Raw genomic sequence first — 17,325 nt, forward strand, 5'->3', positions numbered from 1 at the left:
TCCCCCCTTATTTGACTTTCTGAACACGGAAAATGAATGTTTCTTCTGTTACATTACCCCATGTGTCTTCAACTCTTAATACAATTTTATAGTCGCCTAAAACATTTGTATTAATTTTTGAGAATTCCCCTTTTGGAACGAAAACTAATTTTGTTAAATCGCCATCTCTATCATCTGTAGAGATGAATCCTGGGAATTTATTTTGGTCAAATTTTTTATTCCATTCTACAATAATAATACGGTCTCCTTCTTCTTCCCCTACGATTTCACTTGGTGAAACAAAAGAAATAACTGGAGCTTCTTTATCTAAATCTATTGCTAATGATGCTTTTTTGTTATCCTCTGTTGTTAATTTTAAATCAAATGTTACTACATATTCTTTAGTGTTATCTAAGTTTGCATCCAAGATAATAACAAATTTATTTAATGTTTCAGCAGCAGCATTGAACTGAACTTCTTTAATCTTAACTACTGCTCCTGCACTATCTTTAACTGTAAACCATGAAGCAACTTCTTTTGTTGCTGCTTCTTTATCTACAGCATCTTTAACTGGATTTGCAACGTTTGAAGATGTTTCAACAAAAACTTGATTTGGTCTTGGTGCATATGTACCAGTTAATAAACCTTGGTTATCTCTTCCCATAGGAAGTAATCTAAATGAAAATGCTTCACGTGCAAATTCTTCAACACTATATACAACGTTATCATTCTTTGTATATGCATCACCCTTACTATATACATAAGCAACGCCAACTTGACCTAAAGCAGCTGTTGTTTCTTCGCCAATTGCATTTTTAAATGTAACGTCACCTGTTTTTTTGTTTTCATCTCCACCAGCATAAATTAACATTCCTAAATCAGCGTTTGATGATGAAATCATTGCAACCTTAATTTCTGAAATTGCTGTATGTGACCCACCTTTAGTAAACACTTTTGCTGGTTCTCCCCATCCTGGATCAGCATCTGAATTCCACATGTGAACGCCTAAGTTTTCCTCATATTTATTTGCAGGGTCTGCATAAACTAATAATAAATTATATTTATCATTTTTAGCTGCATAGTATGCTGGATTAGTTGCTGATGTTGCTGCACCTTGGAATACATAAATATGATGTGTTTGATCTTTTGCAAAGTCATCTAATTTTATTTTAACATCATCTGTTTGTTTTCCATTCCAGTCTTGACTACTGTTATTTTCGGTATCTGTAAACTTAACAGCTATAAAACCTAATTCCCCTTGAACTGGCATATTTTCATATTTGAAGAATATCCCAAAATCATCGGTTCCTGTTGGTTTTGCCATTGGACCTGCTGTTCCACCCCATGCATGAGCTCCTATATTAGTATAGTCACTCTCCCAATTTTGATAATGAACTATAAATGTCGCTTTATCTGCTTCTTCTGCAGCAAATAAAAATGAAGACATTAAAATTCCTGAAAATATTATCGATAAAGATAATAATAGTTTTTTCATTTCTTTCCTCCCTAAACTATTTTATTTTTTTTGAATATTACATTTTTATAATATCACATAACCTAGATAGTGTAAACGCTTTAGGAGGTTTTCCTTTTTGCAACCGTTACCACATTGAACCATATATTTTTATAAACTATAATAAGCATATCAAAACTTCGGGAGGGGAAAAAATGAAAAAAATATTTATTGCTTTAATTACTACTATGATTGTTTTTCTTAATTTTTTAGTTTTAGTTCAAGCAAACACGAATAATATGAAATTAGTAGTTCATTATTATAGATATGATAATAACTATGAAGGATTCAATTTCCATTTATGGGAAAAGGAACCAAAAGATATGCCTGGAAAAGATTTTGAATTTTATGAAAATGATATTGATGAATTTGGAGCATTCAGGGAAGTCAATTTATCTGAAGAAAATTTAACTAAGACAACCAAATTCGGAATAATTATTAAAAAAGGCGGTTGGGAAGGATACCGTGAACCAGGGGGAGATAGGTTCTTTGAGGTTAGTAAAATGCAAGTGAAAGACAATAAAATTCATGCTTACTTTGTTGAACAGGACTTAAATATTGGTTTATCTGATGATGATATTTTAAATAACATTCCAGATAAACGACCAAAAATATTAACAACTTACTTTGAGAAAAATTTAGATGTTAAAATTAATTTAACTTCTATTGCAAATAAAGTGGAAGTTTTAGAAGATGATATTTTAATTTCAACCTTAATTGAAGAAAATAAAAATTTAACTTTAAAAATAAATAAAGAAATTGATTTAGTTAAAAGCTATAAAGTTAAAGCTTACTTTGATGATAATGTTATCTCAGTAAAAGATATTTCAATTCATAACTTATATGATACAACTATTTTTGAAGACAATTATACTTATGATGGAAAACTTGGTATTACATATCAAGAAAATAAAACAATTTTTAGACTTTGGGCTCCACTTTCAAGTAATGTTGTTTTAAATCTTTATAACCAGGGCCATCCTAAATATAATAATAAAGGTGAAAAGAGTGAAGAAATAACCCCATATGCAACATATCCGTTAAACAAAATTGAAAAAGGTGCTTGGGAAATTATTTTAGATGGTAATCTTGCTAATAAATACTATACATTTAGCGTTACAAACCAAGGAATAACAAATGAAGTTACTGATCCTTATTCCTACTCAACAGGAGCAAATGGGCTTAGATCAATGGTTGTTGATTTTAATAATCAAAACCCTATCGGTTGGAATTACAATGATAGACCAAACAATGTAGTTAATTTAACAGACTATATTGTATATGAATTACAAGTAAGAGATTTAACTACTCACAGTTCATGGAATGGTAGTGAGGAAAATAGAGGGAAATTTTTAGGATTCACCGAAGATAACACTACTTATACAAATAAAGAAGGAACTACAGTTACAACAGGACTTGCACATTTAAAAGAACTTGGAATTAATGCAGTTCAATTACTACCAATCTTTGATTTTGGTTATGTTGATGAAGCTGAAATGGCAACAAATCCCCTATATACAAATACCTTTAACTGGGGTTATATGCCTTATCACTTCAATACTTTAGAAGGTTCATTTTCTTCTAATCCTTTTGATGGTAATAAACGAATTAATGAATTTAAGCAATTAGTACAAACTCTCCACAATAATGATATAAGAGTAATTATGGACGTTGTATATAATCATACTGGCGAATCTGAAAACTCAAATTTCCATAAAATAATTCCTGGGTATTATCACCGACTAAATAGTTCTGGTTCATTTTCAAATGGTAGTGGAACTGGAAATGAAACAGCAAGTGAGAGATCAATGGTTAGAAACTTTATGTTAGATTCAATTAAGTTTTTAGCAACAGAATATAACTTATCCGGTTTTAGATTTGATTTAATGGCTCTACATGATGTTGAGACTATGAAACAAATTGAAGAAATGTTATATGAAATTGATCCAACAATTGTTATTTATGGTGAGCCTTGGGATGCAGGTGGTGCAGCAATTGATAGTAGTAATGCTGCAGGTAAAAATAACATAAAAGAATTTAATAATGTTGGTGCATTTAATGATAATACTAGAGACGCAATAAAAGGTTCTGTTTTTGATGAAAAAGATGGTGCATGGTTACAATCAGCAAAACCAGAAAATCATGTTGAAAATATAAAATATGGTATTACTGGTGGAGTTAATCACCCACAAGTAAATGTCGACAAATGGCATTTAAGTCCAAACCGAACAATTAATTATGTTAGTGCTCATGACAATAATACCTTACATGATAAACTTAGATTAACTGGAATTAAAAATGATGAAAAAGTAGCAAAAATGCAAATACAGGCCAATGCAATGATCTTAACTTCTCAAGGAATTCCATTCCTTCATGCAGGCGTTGATTTTATGCGTTCTAAGCCGTTAGAATCTGGTGGTTATGACGATAACTCATATGAATCACCAGACTCTGTAAATCAGCTTAGATGGGACAAAAAAGCAAGCAACGTTATGGTATTTGAATATTATAAAGCATTAATTAGTATTAGAAAAAATTATCAACAATTTAGAATTAATAATGCTAATGATATTATTAATCACTTACGTTTTGTTGATACAAAAAATCCAAATATCATTCATTTTGAAATTACCTTACCAAATATGCCAAAAGTAATTGTTGTCCATGTAGGCAATGTTGCTATACCTTATACCTTTAAATTTAATGATTCTAATAAATATAAGGTACTTACTACTTATACTGATGCTTCTGTCTTTGGTTTAAATATTGTAGATAATAAATCAACTGTTTTAATGAATACTTCACAAATATATATTGAAAATAAAGATATTTCTGAGGTTAAAGTAAAAAAACAAAATGTTACAATAAAGGAAAATTATAACTATGATGTTTTAGATAATATTAAAATTGACTTAGATAAATATGATGTTATTTATAAATCAACATTTGACTCATCTAAACAAGGAAAATATTTAATTAATATCCTTGTTAGAGATAAAGAAGGTAATTTATTAAAGCTTGAGTATTATTTAAAAGTTGGAAAAGATTATAGCGATGTTAAAATAAAAGGAGAAATTACAGTATGAAAAAAATATTACTAATCCTCTCCATCTTATTTATTAGTCTAAGTCTTGTATCATGTAAGGATAAAAAATATGATGCAAAGATTCTAGAACAAGAATTAAATGGTAATACATATACTTTTAAACTTGAAATCTATGAAAAAGATAGAGACAAAATAGAAGTTATTGCACAAAGTTCAGCAGTTAATATCTACGATAAATTAGATGAAAAAATAGGAACAAAAACTAGATACTTAAATATTACTTTTGTTAATCAAAATAAAGATATATTAACTGTAAAATATATTATCAATCAAAATGAATTTAATCTAGGACTTAAATTACTAAATAAAACTTGGCATAATTAAAGTAAAATCTCCTTTTATAAGGAGATTTTCTTATATTAAAAAGACTTAAGAATTTCTTAAGTCTTTTACTTATGCTAATATTTTCTTTCCTTGTGTTAATAGCACTAACATTACAATCATCCCACTTGATAGTTGAAACACAACTGGAGCAAATGGTGTTGACATTAAACCTACAATAAAGGTTAAAATTGCTGGAACACCAAAACACATCATTACAAATTTTAAACCATCTTTAAAATTAAGGAAGTTTTGATATCCAAATCTAAACAACTGAACTAAAAGAGCAAGAATTAATGCATAGATAATATTTACACTAATTTGGATAATATTGTTTCTTACTAAAGTATATAGAATAATATCTTTTTTAAAAGATTTCTCTGTACTACTTGCAAACTCTTTATAAAGACTAATTTTCTCTTCTCCAGTTGCAAGATTTATATCGTTTAATCTAAACTCATCTTTACTAAATCCTTCATAACCTATTCCTTCTAAAACATTTCCTTCATTATCGACATAAATAATTGTATTTTCACTAAATATTAAAGAGTTATGGTTAGTTTTAGGATCAACCTTTTCTTTATTATTAAAGATATAATTAATTCCATCATGAATAAATAAATATACATCCTCTGAGTTAGATACTAATTTTCCTCCTTTAATAACTAAATCAGTTGGTAATTCCCAGTCAAGAGGAACTCCTTTATCAAAACTCTCCACAATAAAATCTAGTCTTGAACCCTCATTTTTTACTACTTCATATGAGGCAGGAAAATTAGATATAAGAATTAAAATAATGAAAAATATTGATAATTTGAATAAACTTTTCTCTTCTGATTTAAGTATACTTTTCAGTTTTAACGAATCAAAGAAGTATTCAATTACAAACATCAAAATCCCCCCATGTTTTTATATTCTTTTAGTTTAAAAACAACCATTCCGAAAGCTTCTAATTCTTTACTTCCATAAACTACTTCAAAGTCTAAATCAAGATTAATTGTTTTATCAGATAAGTTGTTAATTACTAAAACTGTTTCTTTAAAATTTGAATCATTAATACTTCTATAATATCCTTGTATCTGACTAGTATTATTTTCATATGATGCAAACTCGTTTCCATACATTAAACTTGGAAGGCTTTTTCTTAAACTAATTAATTTTTTATAGTGATTAAACATTGAGGTTTCATCTTTTTGTTGTTCTACTATATTTTTAGTATTTTTATTTGAACCATCATTTGATAACCATTTTGTTGTTCTATCATCGCCCCATAGTAGTGGTTGTCTTCTATATTCATCATAGACAACCTTACCATTTATTTCCGCACCTTCATATCTAACACCTTTTAACCCGATTTCATCACCATAATAAATAAAAGGCGATCCAGGTAGTGTCATCAAGATACCTACTGCTGATTTTAACCTATTAAAATCATTATACATTGATGCTACTCGGTCCATATCATGATTTCCTAGGAAAGGTGAATCTACATACTGATTATTCACCTTATAATACTCAGAATACATTCTTTCTAAGTTTTTACTCAATAAATACTGGCTACTTCCTGAACCTACTTTATTTTTTAACTCATTTTGTAAATAAAAATTAAAATATGAGTTTCCACTTATCGCATAATCTTTGACAATATTATAGTCATTAATGAAAACTTCACCTACTAAAAATAAATTTTTATTTTTAGCTTCGATATAATCATTTAATTTACTCATAAATATTTTATTGTATGCTGGAGCAAATGAAAGACCAGATTCTTCAAAGAAATGACCAACCGCATCTAATCTAAATCCATCAACCCCAAGATCTACATATGTATCAATTATTTTATATATTTCATTTAATACTTTAGGGCTATTTAAGTTTAGATCAACCATTCCCCCTGGAAATGATTGATAAGCTTGACCATTTTGCCAAACATAATAATCTCTATATTCACTATCTTTATTGTTTATAGCATCTAAATACCAAGGATGGGTGTCTGAAGTATGATTTATTACTAAATCTAGAATTACCTTTATATTTCGCTTTTTAGACTCTGCTAAAAGTTCTTTTAAATCATCCATTGTTCCATACTCTTCATTTATTTGATAATAATCAGTTGTATCATAACCGTGATATGATGGTGATTTAAATATTGGCAATAACCAAATTCCTGTAACACCTAAGTCTTCTAGATAATCAAGATTATTGGTAACCCCTTTTAAATCCCCAATCCCATCTTGATCACTATCAGCAAAACTTCTTACAAATAAACTATAATAAATATCATTTTGATAAATTTCACTATAGTTAACTTCTTTTTTACAAGAAACTAAGTACAATGACATTAACAAAATAAAAACACTTATAAATATTTTTTTCATTTATAACCCCTTCTTTTTTAGTGATTCTGAAGTCCCTAAAAAATGTTCTTCTCTTTTTTTTACGTCTCTTTTTAATGTACTAATTACTTTTGTCTTAAATATATAATCATGAATAGTTCTGCTTGTTCCTTTTTCAGTTAAAGCAAAATAACAAACAAGACTATATATACCAAAAGTTGATATACTTAGAATCATTTTAAAAAGTTCTCTTAAAATTAATACATAGGTATTTGTGTTACTATCATCTAGATTAACTACTTTAATTCCTTGAATTCTCTTTCCAAATGTTTGTCCTTTTGATAAAATCAATGGAACAATACTAGTTAAAACAAATACAAGTAAAACAAGTAAGTATTTTAAACCTAATTTACCTTGAATCCCTAGCCCTACTAGCAACATTGTTATTGCAAGTGCTGAAATATCAATTGAAAAAGCAATAACTCTTCTCTCAAATCTTGGAACCATGAAAACACCTCTTTAAAGCAATTATAACATAAACAAAACTATGATAACGTTTTTATTTATTGGCATGAAAAAAACAATGCCTGTTTATAAGCATTGTTTATTTGAATTATTCAGCTGTTGTTACTTCTGCAACTGGAGCAAATTTTAATCTCTTAATACCATATGGTTGTGTTTCAAGATTAATTGGTTGTCCTTTTTCGTATCTTAATCTTAGGTGTGTTTCTGGATCAAAGAAATGAATTTTAGCTGGATTAATTGCCATCTTCATCTTATCACCAATTCTAATACCTGCTTTACCGTCAATTACAGCACACACATTTGAATTGTTTAAGTTCATATAAACGTTTGTTTCTGAACCTAATAATTCAGCTACGTCTACTTCAATATTTAATGTAGTATTTGGGAATTTTTCTAATTCTGAATCGTGAATATCTTCTGGTCTAAATCCTAATGTTACTTCTTCGTCAATTAAGTGGAAGTCTTCTAAGATTTTTACTTGTTCTTTTGGTAAAGTAATCATTTGGTTATTAATATATAATTCACCTTTTTTGTTTACTTTAACATCAATAAAGTTCATTGGTGGAGTTCCCATGAATCCTGCAACGAATTTGTTAATTGGTGAATCATAAATCTCTTTTGGTGATGCAACTTGTTGAATAAATCCATCATGCATAACAACGATTCTATCAGCCATTGTCATAGCTTCAATTTGATCGTGAGTTACGTAAATTGTTGTTGTTTCAATTTGACGGTGTAATTTAATTAATTCACCACGCATTTGAACTCTTAACTTAGCATCTAAGTTTGATAAAGGTTCGTCCATTAAGAATACTTTAGCATTTCTAACGATAGCTCTACCTAAAGCAACTCTTTGTCTTTGTCCCCCTGATAAAGCAGCTGGTTTACGTTTTAAGTATTCTTTTAAACCTAAAATTTCTGCAGCATTTTGAACTTTATCATCGATTTCATTTTTTGGCATTTTTCTAAGTTTTAAACCGAAAGCCATGTTATCATAAACAGTCATGTGTGGATATAACGCATAACTTTGGAAAACCATCGCAATATTTCTATCTTTTGGTGCTTGATCGTTTACTAAATCTTCATCAATGTATAATTCACCTGATGTAATTTCTTCTAGTCCAGCAACCATTCTAAGTGTTGTTGATTTACCACAACCTGATGGTCCAACTAAAACGATAAATTCTTTGTCTTTAATTTCTAAGTTAAAATCAAAAACAGCTTGTACTCCATTTGGATATACTTTGTTAATATTTCTAAGTAATAAATTAGCCATTTGTAAGCCCTCCCATTTTTATTACTTTAATTATAACAATTTTTAAAAATAAAAAAAATGTGCAATTTGCACACTTATTTAATAATTGGATAAATCAAAAATGCATCGCTAAAATGTTTCATATTAAATCCTGTTTCTAGGTAAAATTTATCAAGTCTTTGATTTAGTGTATTTCTGTGCAAAAATAATTCTTTGGCTGCAATACTACTATTTTGATTACATTCTAAAAACATTTTAATTGTATAATAAATTTCTTGATTTTTATAATATTTATTTAAAATTAACTTTTTAATGTTCTCATCGATATTACCATCACTTAATTTAAGTAAGTCATGATTATTAATATATTTTTTAGGAATATACTTTGTTTCAACTATTTTACTAAAAAGTTTAATCGATTTATCAACTTCTTCAATATTTTTATATTCAATGGATTCATAAACAAGTAAGTTTTGCGATAAATCAGCAATTAATATATTTACGATATCACTAATCTCATTAAAACTAGATTCATAATAAATTATAAGCACATTACTACTTTCTGTATATTTAATAATATTTAATGATGTGCTAAAAACTTCAATAAAAACCGGAATTTGATCTTCAATGTTTTCTAAGCTTTTTATATACAAATACTTCATAATTATCACCAACTTCTATTTTATTATAACATTATTGATTAAAAAATATTATTCTATTTAATTATATTTAGTTTTTAAAAATAAAACCCTTACCATTTATTAAGATTCCAACTTCTAAAATTGTAATAAAATGCTTTTTACGATATAATAATAAATGAAATAAAACTTTTAAAGACGGGATGATTGTTATGTATAATAAAAATTATGAATTATGGAAAAATGCCAATTTAGAACAAGAGTTAAAAGATGAATTAAATAACTTAACTGAAGAAAAGATAAACGAAGCTTTTTATAAAGATTTAGATTTTGGAACAGGTGGACTTAGAGGAATTATGGGAGTTGGTACAAATCGTATTAATTCAATTACCATTAAAAAAAGTACACAAGGATATGCCGACTATTTAAATGAAAACTTCACTAATCCAAGTGTTGCAATTTCATATGATAACCGTATAAACTCAAAAAAATATGCAAACATTGCAGCAAGAGTTCTTGCAGCAAATAATATTAAAACATATTTAGTTAGCGAGCTTAGACCTACACCTTATCTATCTTTTTTAATTAGACACTTTAAAACTTCAGGTGGAATAATGATAACAGCAAGCCATAACCCAAAAGAATATAATGGTTATAAGGTATATGAACCACATGGTGGACAGTTAAACTTAGAAAACTCAGAAAAAGTAATTAAGAAAATAAGTGAAGTTACAAATATTTTTGATATTAAAGAACTAGATAATAATCTTATAAATGTTCTAGATTTAAATTCCTTAGATACTATCTATCTAGATTTAGTAAAAGGCATCGAATTAAATAAATTTAGTAATCCTGCAACAATACTTTACTCACCACTTCACGGTACAGGAAGTACATTGATTCCTAGACTATTAGAAGAATTTTCTTATAATTACTATTCATTTTTACCACACATGATAAATGATGGTAATTTCCCTAATACTAGATCTTCAAACCCAGAAGAAAAAATTGCATACATTGATCCAATCGAATACGCTAAAGAAATTAAAGCAGATTCAATCATTTTAACCGATCCAGATGCAGACAGAATCGGTGCTGCAGTTTATCATAATGGTGAATATATAATATTAAATGGTAATCAAATTGCTGTAATAACACTAAATTATTTACTAGAAAATAAAAAAGATATCAAAAATGGTTATATTTTCATGTCAAATGTAACAACTGATTTAATTAAAGTAATAGGTGAAAGCTATAATATCAATGTAGTTAAAACATTACCTGGCTTTAAATTTATTGCCGAACAAATGGATAAACTAGATAAAGAAAGCACTTATGTATTTGGTTGTGAAGAGTCAAACGGTAATATTATTAGTCCATTTGTACGTGATAAAGATGCCGTACAAGCAACTTTAATGTTGTCTGAAATTTCAAGTTATGTAAAAGCAAATAACATGTCAATGATTGATTATTTAGATAATATTTATCAAAAATATGGATATTTTATTGAAGATACTTTAAGCTTTAATTTTAAAGGGATCGATGGACCTGATAAAATGAATGACTTAATGGAGTATTTAAGAACTAATCATTTAGAAATAAATGGTTTTGAATTAGAATCAATAGAAGATAATAAGACTATGAAAATAACTAATTTAAAAACTAATGAAGTTAAAACTAGTAGTCTAGCTAAATCTAATATTATAAAATTTGTTTATAGTGATAAAAGCTGGATCATGGCAAGACCAAGTGGTACCGAGCCTAAACTTAAGATATATATTTCAGTAAATGATAAAAATATTTCTGATGCTAAAAATAAGCATCAAGCAATTAAGGAAGTTATAAATAATTTAATCAATAATAACTAAAAGGGAATCCATTTGGATTCCCTTTACTCTACTACTAGTAATTTATCATGTGTCTTATCTATTAAAATCGCTCCAAGAGGCGCTGTTAAAAGTATTGATAATATGGCAATACTTAAGACTAGTGATCCGACATTTAAGTTCTCACTTAAAGCAACTGCCCCAATTGATGCTTGGACTGTCGCTTTTGGAAGATATGCAAAACACACAAAAAGTTTTTCTCTTACATTTAATTTACTTAGTAAAAGACTAATAAATACTCCAATAGTTCTAAAAGATAAACCGATAAAAAGTAATAAAACGGGCATAAGGTTAAGTGTTTTAACATAACTTAGTTTTAGTTCAAGACCAACTAAAACAAATAAAATGATCTCAAATACTCTCCACATTCTCTTATAATTTTTTTCTAAATTATCTGCTAGGTTCTGATCTCTCGCAAGAATAAATATCCCAATTGTTACAATACTTATTAGACTTGAGAAATTAATTGGTGCATTAATTTTATTTTCTAGAAAAACCATAAGTAATGATACTATAAGCAAGATAATTACATTTATGATATTATTTTTAATTTTTTTAAATATCAAAATAAGTACTAGACCAATAATAATTCCAATAACTACTCCAAGTATTATTGATACTGGAATATTTATTATACCTATAAAGTCTATTTTATTATTTTTAATAATCCCCAAAACTGTATAAAATATAACAATAACAATAATATCATCAACTGATGCTCCTGCCATAACAAGTTCTGGTATATTTTTATTATTACCATATCCTTTTTCTTTTAAATCAATCATTCTTGGGACTATAATTGCCGGAGATACTGCGGCTAGTACAGAACCTAATAGAAGTGCTTCTAAATGCGTTATTTTAAGTAGTATAGGTCCAAAGATTAATATACCTATAATCTCAAAAAAAGCCGGAATAAAGCAAATTAAGATAGCACTAATACCTAATTTATAAATCTCTTTATATCTAAGTGATAACCCACTTCTAGTAAGTATTATGATAAGAGCTATTTGTCTTAAGTAAGGGGCTATTTTAAACATACTTTCATCGATTAAGTTTAAAATTGATGGTCCTATTAATATACCAGCTATTATCATTCCAATTAAACTAGGAAGTTTGATTTTATTTGATATATAGCCAAAGACAAAACCTATTATTAAAATTATAATAAAACTTAGTATCATTTCTTTCACCTTTTCTATGAACAACCAGTTATAACTCATCAATAACTATAGTATACGATACTTTGATTATAAATTATGAATAAAAATAAAAAAAGGCTCTAATGAGCCTATAAATTTTAACTGGCAGAGACACAAGGATTCGAACCCTGACCAACGGTTTTGGAGACCGTTGTGCTACCGTTGACACCATGCCTCTAAATTGCGACAATAAGATTATAACATAATACCTATTGTCGTGCAAGTTTATATTTTAATTACTTTTTATAAATTATTTTTTATTAAATCGATTAGTTCTTGTTTTCTAAGTGTTGAGTATCCTGTAAGATTCATTTCTTTAGCAATCTCTTTTAACTCTGTAACAGTTTTTGTTGAATAATCAATATTTTCAATAACTTTTTCTTCGATTACTACTTCTTCTAATTCATCTTCAATAACCGGTTCTTCAAGTGTCATGATATCATCATTTTTGCTTGTTTTAAAGCCTTTAAACTCTTCAGCGTTAGTTTGTACTACTTCAACATCTTCAGATCTATTTTGACGCATTTTTTCTAAATTTTTGTCTTTAACAAAATTGATTGTAGGTTTTAAGAAATATAGTAAATATGTAACAACAATAATAACTACAAATAATATTGTATTTGTTTTATTACGATATTTATTAAATTCAGAAAGTTTTTCAGGATACATTTTACCTAAAAGATCTAAATTTTTATAATTATCTTCTAACTCATACTTAGTTTTTACTCCACTAAAATTGTTTGACGATAAAACATTATCAACTTTTTTAAATGTATCATTACCTATCATATCATTTGCATCATCATTTTTAATTTTGGCAATTAATGTTTCTTGGAAAGTTTCTTCGTCAGATATTTTCTTTGTTCCATCAACTAAAGTAAGTTTAATTTCATTAATCTTATTGCCACTTTTTACTTCTTGCTTCCCTTTTTCATCTTTTATGACAAAGTTGAAAACTGTTTTTCCTTCTTCAATAGTTTGTTCAACTATTGTAATTGGCATTTGTTTTGTCAAATCAATATTGAAATATGAACTTGCTGGTGTTTCAATGTCATCAATATAAATATCAATTTTAACAACTGCAGTCATATTATTTGCTTGAAAAGCCTCATAATCATTTAATATTGATTTGTAATCAATTCCTAAATCTCTAAAATAAAATAACAATAATGTATGTTCTGTATTTTTTTGAGATGCTTTTGCTTGTGTGATTGAAAATTCAAATGGGAATTTTTCATCATTACTTGTTGCTAAATATATTGGATCTTTTAAATACTTATCAACTAAGTTTGCAGTCATAAATACTTCCATATATTTTTCATAGTCATAATCTTCTACAAATTCTTGACTATATTTTTCATAATATTTTAACTGTCTACTAAAGCTTGCATAACTCATTACGTATGATGCTATAAGAAATACAACAAAAACATAAAGTCCTCTTCCTATCCATTTCATTTATAACACACTCCTTTACTTATACATCATACTATAATTTTTATACTTAAACAACAAAATTAAATAAAAACATAATTTCACTTTACAATTAAGATATTTATAGTATAATTATAAGTGCGCAATATATATGGCGGTTGTGGCGAAGTGGTTAACGCATCGGCTTGTGGCGCCGACATTCGGGGGTTCGATCCCCCTCAGCCGCCCCATAAATTATGTTTGCATTTTTCCTAATATATGTTATAATATTATAGGAAATAATCTAGGCCCATAGCCAAGCGGTAAGGCAACGGACTTTGACTCCGTCACTCGTTGGTTCAAATCCAGCTGGGCCTGCCATACAGAACTTTAACTGCTCTATTGAGCAGTTTTTATTTTATATATACTTAGAGACATTTAAATCTTCACTTTTAATTATGCAAATATATTAAAGAAAGCCACATTAAAGTGGCTTTTTTGTTTCATTATTTTTAAACTTATATTTAGATTTTCCATTTGCCATTATCAATAATTTTTTCATCTTCTAATTTTTTTATTATTTCTAGTGCAGTATTATATCCTAATTCAATTCTTGATTCTAAATTTTCTAAACTAAAATCTAACATACCAAATGGAGTATGAGCAATTGAAACTTTTGGAGAAAAGTCAATTAATAAAGTCTCTTTATTTTTTACTTCTATTTTGGTGTGATTGTTAAGTGCAATAGATAAAATAACATTACACTCTTCATCTTCTAACGCATTAATTGGCACATTGTTTAACATGCCACCATCAACATAGAAATTACCATTAATTTCTGTTGCTCCAAAGATAACAGGAACTGAAGAACTTGCAAGTACTACCTTATGAGGATCAGTTTCCTCATTTAGACAAAACAAAACTGATTCCATCTCTTTTTTATTCATTTGGCTTTTAAGACTATTATCTTTAATTAATGATGTTGCAACATAACCTTTTATATCACTATTAATTACTTTTTCTTTATCTGATTTTTGAATTAAGATATCATACATTTTTGTTTGATCAAACATCCCTAGTCTATCCGTTTTAAATCAATCAAATGATTCCTTATATAATATATTGTTATCAATTGATCTCCAAACATCATACATCATATCATAAGGCATTTTTTCCATTATAAGGCAGGCATTAAATGCTCCAATCGAGGTTCCTGATACAACTTTTAACTCATCAAGTAAGTTATACTCTTTTAAAGCTTTTAAAACACCCAATTGATAACTACCTTTTGCTCCGCCACCACCTAAAACTAAACCAAGCTTAACCATCTATTTCACCCTTAATATTTTATTACTTAAAATTTCTAATATATTTTTATCTTTTTGATACGTAATAATTTTTCTTGCATCATCAAATGGTAACCATGATGCTTCAAATAATTCTTCTTCTTGAATTTTTATTTCATTTGTTAATGCTTTCGCTAGAAAAATTGTTACTTCTTTTAAAACACCCAAAACCGGCTCATATGCTATTACTGAAAAATGATTATCAAATATATCAATTTCAACACCTGTTTCTTCTAAGACTTCTCTTTTTGCTGTTTCAACTTTCGTCTCATTTTCTTCCATATGTCCTTTAGGAAAACCATAGTTGCCGTTCTTTTGTTTTATTATTAAATAATGGATTTCATCATTAATATAGTGATACACTAATGCTCCACATGAATATTCATCAAACATAATACTCCTCATTTCTTATTATAAAAAAAGGAAATTAATCCTTTAATTATAAAATATTTTCATATCCTTTTTTGCCAAGTAGCGCAAACATATTTTTCTTATATGTTTCAACTCCTGGTTGATTGAATGGATCTACATCAATTAAATACGCACTCATTGCACATGCAAGTTCAAAGAAGTATATCATCTTACCAAATGTTTTTTCTGAAATATCTTCAAGTTCAATTAAAATATTCGGTACATTTCCAGACACGTGAGCAAGCATTGTTCCTTCTAGTGCTTTATCATTTACATATTTTAATGATTTTCCTGCTAAATAATTTAAATCATCTAAGTCATTTTCTTCTTTTTCGATTATAACATCTTCATCAATCTTATTTATCTTTAAAACTGTTTCAAATAGATGTCTTTCACCGTCTTGAATATATTGTCCTAGTGAGTGTAGATCTGTTGTAAAGTTTGCACTTGCTACAAATAATCCTTTTAAGTCTTTACCTTCTGATTCACCAAATAATTGTTTCCACCATTCAGCAATAAAAATTAAGTTAGGATCATAGTTAACTAACATTTCAATTTTTTTGCCTGATTTATATAATAAATATCTAATTGCTGCATATAAATATACATCGTTTTTTGTGATATCTGGATTTAAGGAATTATTGTAAATTTCTCTTGCCCCTTCAATCATATCTAATATATTATAACCTTTAACTGCAAATGGAAGTAATCCAACTGGTGTAAGTACACTAAATCTTCCACCCACATCATCAGGAATAACAAACATATCATATCCTTCATTTTTAGCAAGTGTATATAGTGAACCTCTTTTAGCATCGGTTGTTGCTATAATACGTTCTTTGTGGTTTTTACCATATTTTTCAACTAAGATTTTTTTTAAGATTCTAAAAGCAATCGCCGGTTCTGTTGTTGTTCCTGATTTAGAAATTACATTTACTGAAAAATCCTTATCACTTAAATAATCTATTAAATATTTTAAGTATCTTCCTGAAATATTATGCCCTGCATATAAAATTTCAACACCATTTTTTTCAAATGGTTTATCTAAAAATTCTATCCCCGCTTTACTTCCTGCATATGAACCACCAATTCCAATTACAACTAATACTTGGCTGTTATTTTTTATTCTATCAGCAACTTTCATGATAGCATTAATTTCTTCCATATTTGTTTGATTTGGCAAATCAAACCATCCTAAAAAATCTGATGGTTTAATATCGCTATGTAACATGTTATGTATTTTAGTTATTTTGTCTTGGAGTCCATGTTCTTTTAGATTTACGAAATCTTTTACGTGTTTTATATTTACTTTCATCTTCAACTCTCCTTATATTTACTTAATTTTATACTATTTCATTGATTTTTTCAATGACTGAATATATTTTTACATAATATGT

The 17,325-nt window shown here is 27.7% G+C and carries 15 protein-coding genes and 3 tRNA genes; 5 read left to right on the forward strand and 13 right to left on the reverse strand.

Annotation, left to right across the window (positions count from 1 at the left end; genetic code table 11):
* Positions 1-7 precede the first annotated feature (7 nt).
* Positions 8-1,474: a pullulanase-associated domain-containing protein gene (locus tag T352_RS0103360; RefSeq protein ID WP_026391763.1), complete on the reverse strand. Its 1,467-nt coding sequence runs from the start codon at positions 1,472-1,474 to the stop codon at positions 8-10.
* A gap of 173 nt (positions 1,475-1,647) precedes the next feature.
* Here T352_RS0103360 and pulA point away from each other — a divergent pair, with 173 nt between their 5' ends.
* Together pulA and T352_RS0103370 are read left to right on the forward strand one after the other, a co-directional pair.
* On the forward strand, positions 1,648-4,578 hold the full coding sequence (gene pulA / locus T352_RS06880; RefSeq protein ID WP_162151162.1) for a type I pullulanase: 2,931 nt from the start codon (positions 1,648-1,650) through the stop codon (positions 4,576-4,578).
* Positions 4,575-4,922 carry a hypothetical protein gene (locus T352_RS0103370; RefSeq protein WP_026391764.1) on the forward strand — a complete coding sequence of 116 codons (348 nt, stop codon included), beginning with the start codon at positions 4,575-4,577 and terminating at the stop codon, positions 4,920-4,922. The genes pulA and T352_RS0103370 overlap by 4 nt, the downstream gene beginning before the upstream one ends.
* Positions 4,923-4,991: 69 nt before the next feature.
* On the opposite strand, the gene T352_RS0103375 is transcribed toward T352_RS0103370, so the two are convergent.
* The 5 genes from T352_RS0103375 to T352_RS06885 form a co-directional block, all read right to left on the reverse strand.
* The gene (locus T352_RS0103375) at positions 4,992-5,810 is read right to left on the reverse strand and encodes a DUF1189 family protein (protein ID WP_026391765.1); all 819 of its coding nucleotides are present in this window, start codon (positions 5,808-5,810) and stop codon (positions 4,992-4,994) included.
* Entirely contained in the window at positions 5,810-7,297 is a 1,488-nt protein-coding gene (locus T352_RS06390; protein WP_162151163.1) for an alpha-amylase family glycosyl hydrolase, read from the reverse strand. The genes T352_RS0103375 and T352_RS06390 overlap by 1 nt, the downstream gene beginning before the upstream one ends.
* Positions 7,298-7,762, reverse strand: a complete 465-nt coding sequence (locus tag T352_RS0103385) for an RDD family protein (RefSeq protein ID WP_026391766.1) — start codon at positions 7,760-7,762, stop codon at positions 7,298-7,300.
* Between the two features lie 106 nt (positions 7,763-7,868).
* The gene (locus T352_RS06395; protein ID WP_084301384.1) at positions 7,869-9,056 is read right to left on the reverse strand and encodes an ABC transporter ATP-binding protein; all 1,188 of its coding nucleotides are present in this window, start codon (positions 9,054-9,056) and stop codon (positions 7,869-7,871) included.
* Positions 9,057-9,130: 74 nt separating this feature from the next.
* Positions 9,131-9,697, reverse strand: coding sequence for a helix-turn-helix domain-containing protein (locus tag T352_RS06885; protein ID WP_026391767.1), 567 nt, complete (start codon positions 9,695-9,697; stop codon positions 9,131-9,133).
* 188 nt (positions 9,698-9,885) lie between these two features.
* Here T352_RS06885 and T352_RS0103400 point away from each other — a divergent pair, with 188 nt between their 5' ends.
* Positions 9,886-11,541 carry a phospho-sugar mutase gene (locus tag T352_RS0103400; protein ID WP_026391768.1) on the forward strand — a complete coding sequence of 552 codons (1,656 nt, stop codon included), beginning with the start codon at positions 9,886-9,888 and terminating at the stop codon, positions 11,539-11,541.
* Positions 11,542-11,564: 23 nt separating this feature from the next.
* Here T352_RS0103400 and T352_RS0103405 read toward each other — a convergent pair whose 3' ends face one another.
* The 3 genes from T352_RS0103405 to T352_RS07265 form a co-directional block, all read right to left on the reverse strand.
* Positions 11,565-12,740 carry a cation:proton antiporter domain-containing protein gene (locus tag T352_RS0103405; protein ID WP_026391769.1) on the reverse strand — a complete coding sequence of 392 codons (1,176 nt, stop codon included), beginning with the start codon at positions 12,738-12,740 and terminating at the stop codon, positions 11,565-11,567.
* Positions 12,741-12,861: 121 nt separating this feature from the next.
* Positions 12,862-12,936 (reverse strand) — tRNA-Trp (locus tag T352_RS0103410).
* A gap of 65 nt (positions 12,937-13,001) precedes the next feature.
* On the reverse strand, positions 13,002-14,216 hold the full coding sequence (locus tag T352_RS07265) for a Rho termination factor N-terminal domain-containing protein (RefSeq protein ID WP_051615807.1): 1,215 nt from the start codon (positions 14,214-14,216) through the stop codon (positions 13,002-13,004).
* 130 nt (positions 14,217-14,346) lie between these two features.
* Between T352_RS07265 and T352_RS0103420 the strand changes: the two genes are divergently transcribed.
* Positions 14,347-14,422, forward strand: a tRNA-His gene (locus T352_RS0103420).
* A gap of 55 nt (positions 14,423-14,477) precedes the next feature.
* Positions 14,478-14,552, forward strand: a tRNA-Gln gene (locus tag T352_RS0103425).
* A gap of 143 nt (positions 14,553-14,695) precedes the next feature.
* Here T352_RS0103425 and T352_RS0103430 read toward each other — a convergent pair.
* The 4 genes from T352_RS0103430 to T352_RS0103440 are packed head-to-tail and all read right to left on the reverse strand — an operon-like array spanning position 14,696 to position 17,249.
* Positions 14,696-15,244, reverse strand: coding sequence for a patatin-like phospholipase family protein (locus tag T352_RS0103430; protein WP_162151164.1), 549 nt, complete (start codon positions 15,242-15,244; stop codon positions 14,696-14,698).
* A gap of 21 nt (positions 15,245-15,265) precedes the next feature.
* A complete protein-coding gene (locus T352_RS07200) occupies positions 15,266-15,499 on the reverse strand; it encodes a patatin-like phospholipase family protein (RefSeq protein ID WP_162151165.1) in 234 nt (77 codons plus the stop codon).
* Positions 15,500-15,910 carry a bis(5'-nucleosyl)-tetraphosphatase gene (locus T352_RS0103435; protein WP_026391771.1) on the reverse strand — a complete coding sequence of 137 codons (411 nt, stop codon included), beginning with the start codon at positions 15,908-15,910 and terminating at the stop codon, positions 15,500-15,502.
* 46 nt (positions 15,911-15,956) lie between these two features.
* Positions 15,957-17,249 carry a glucose-6-phosphate isomerase gene (locus T352_RS0103440; protein ID WP_026391772.1) on the reverse strand — a complete coding sequence of 431 codons (1,293 nt, stop codon included), beginning with the start codon at positions 17,247-17,249 and terminating at the stop codon, positions 15,957-15,959.
* Positions 17,250-17,325 lie beyond the last annotated feature (76 nt).

This window comes from Haploplasma modicum ATCC 29102 (assembly GCF_000687835.1).
Classification (GTDB): domain Bacteria; phylum Bacillota_I; class Bacilli_A; order Acholeplasmatales; family Acholeplasmataceae; genus Haploplasma; species Haploplasma modicum.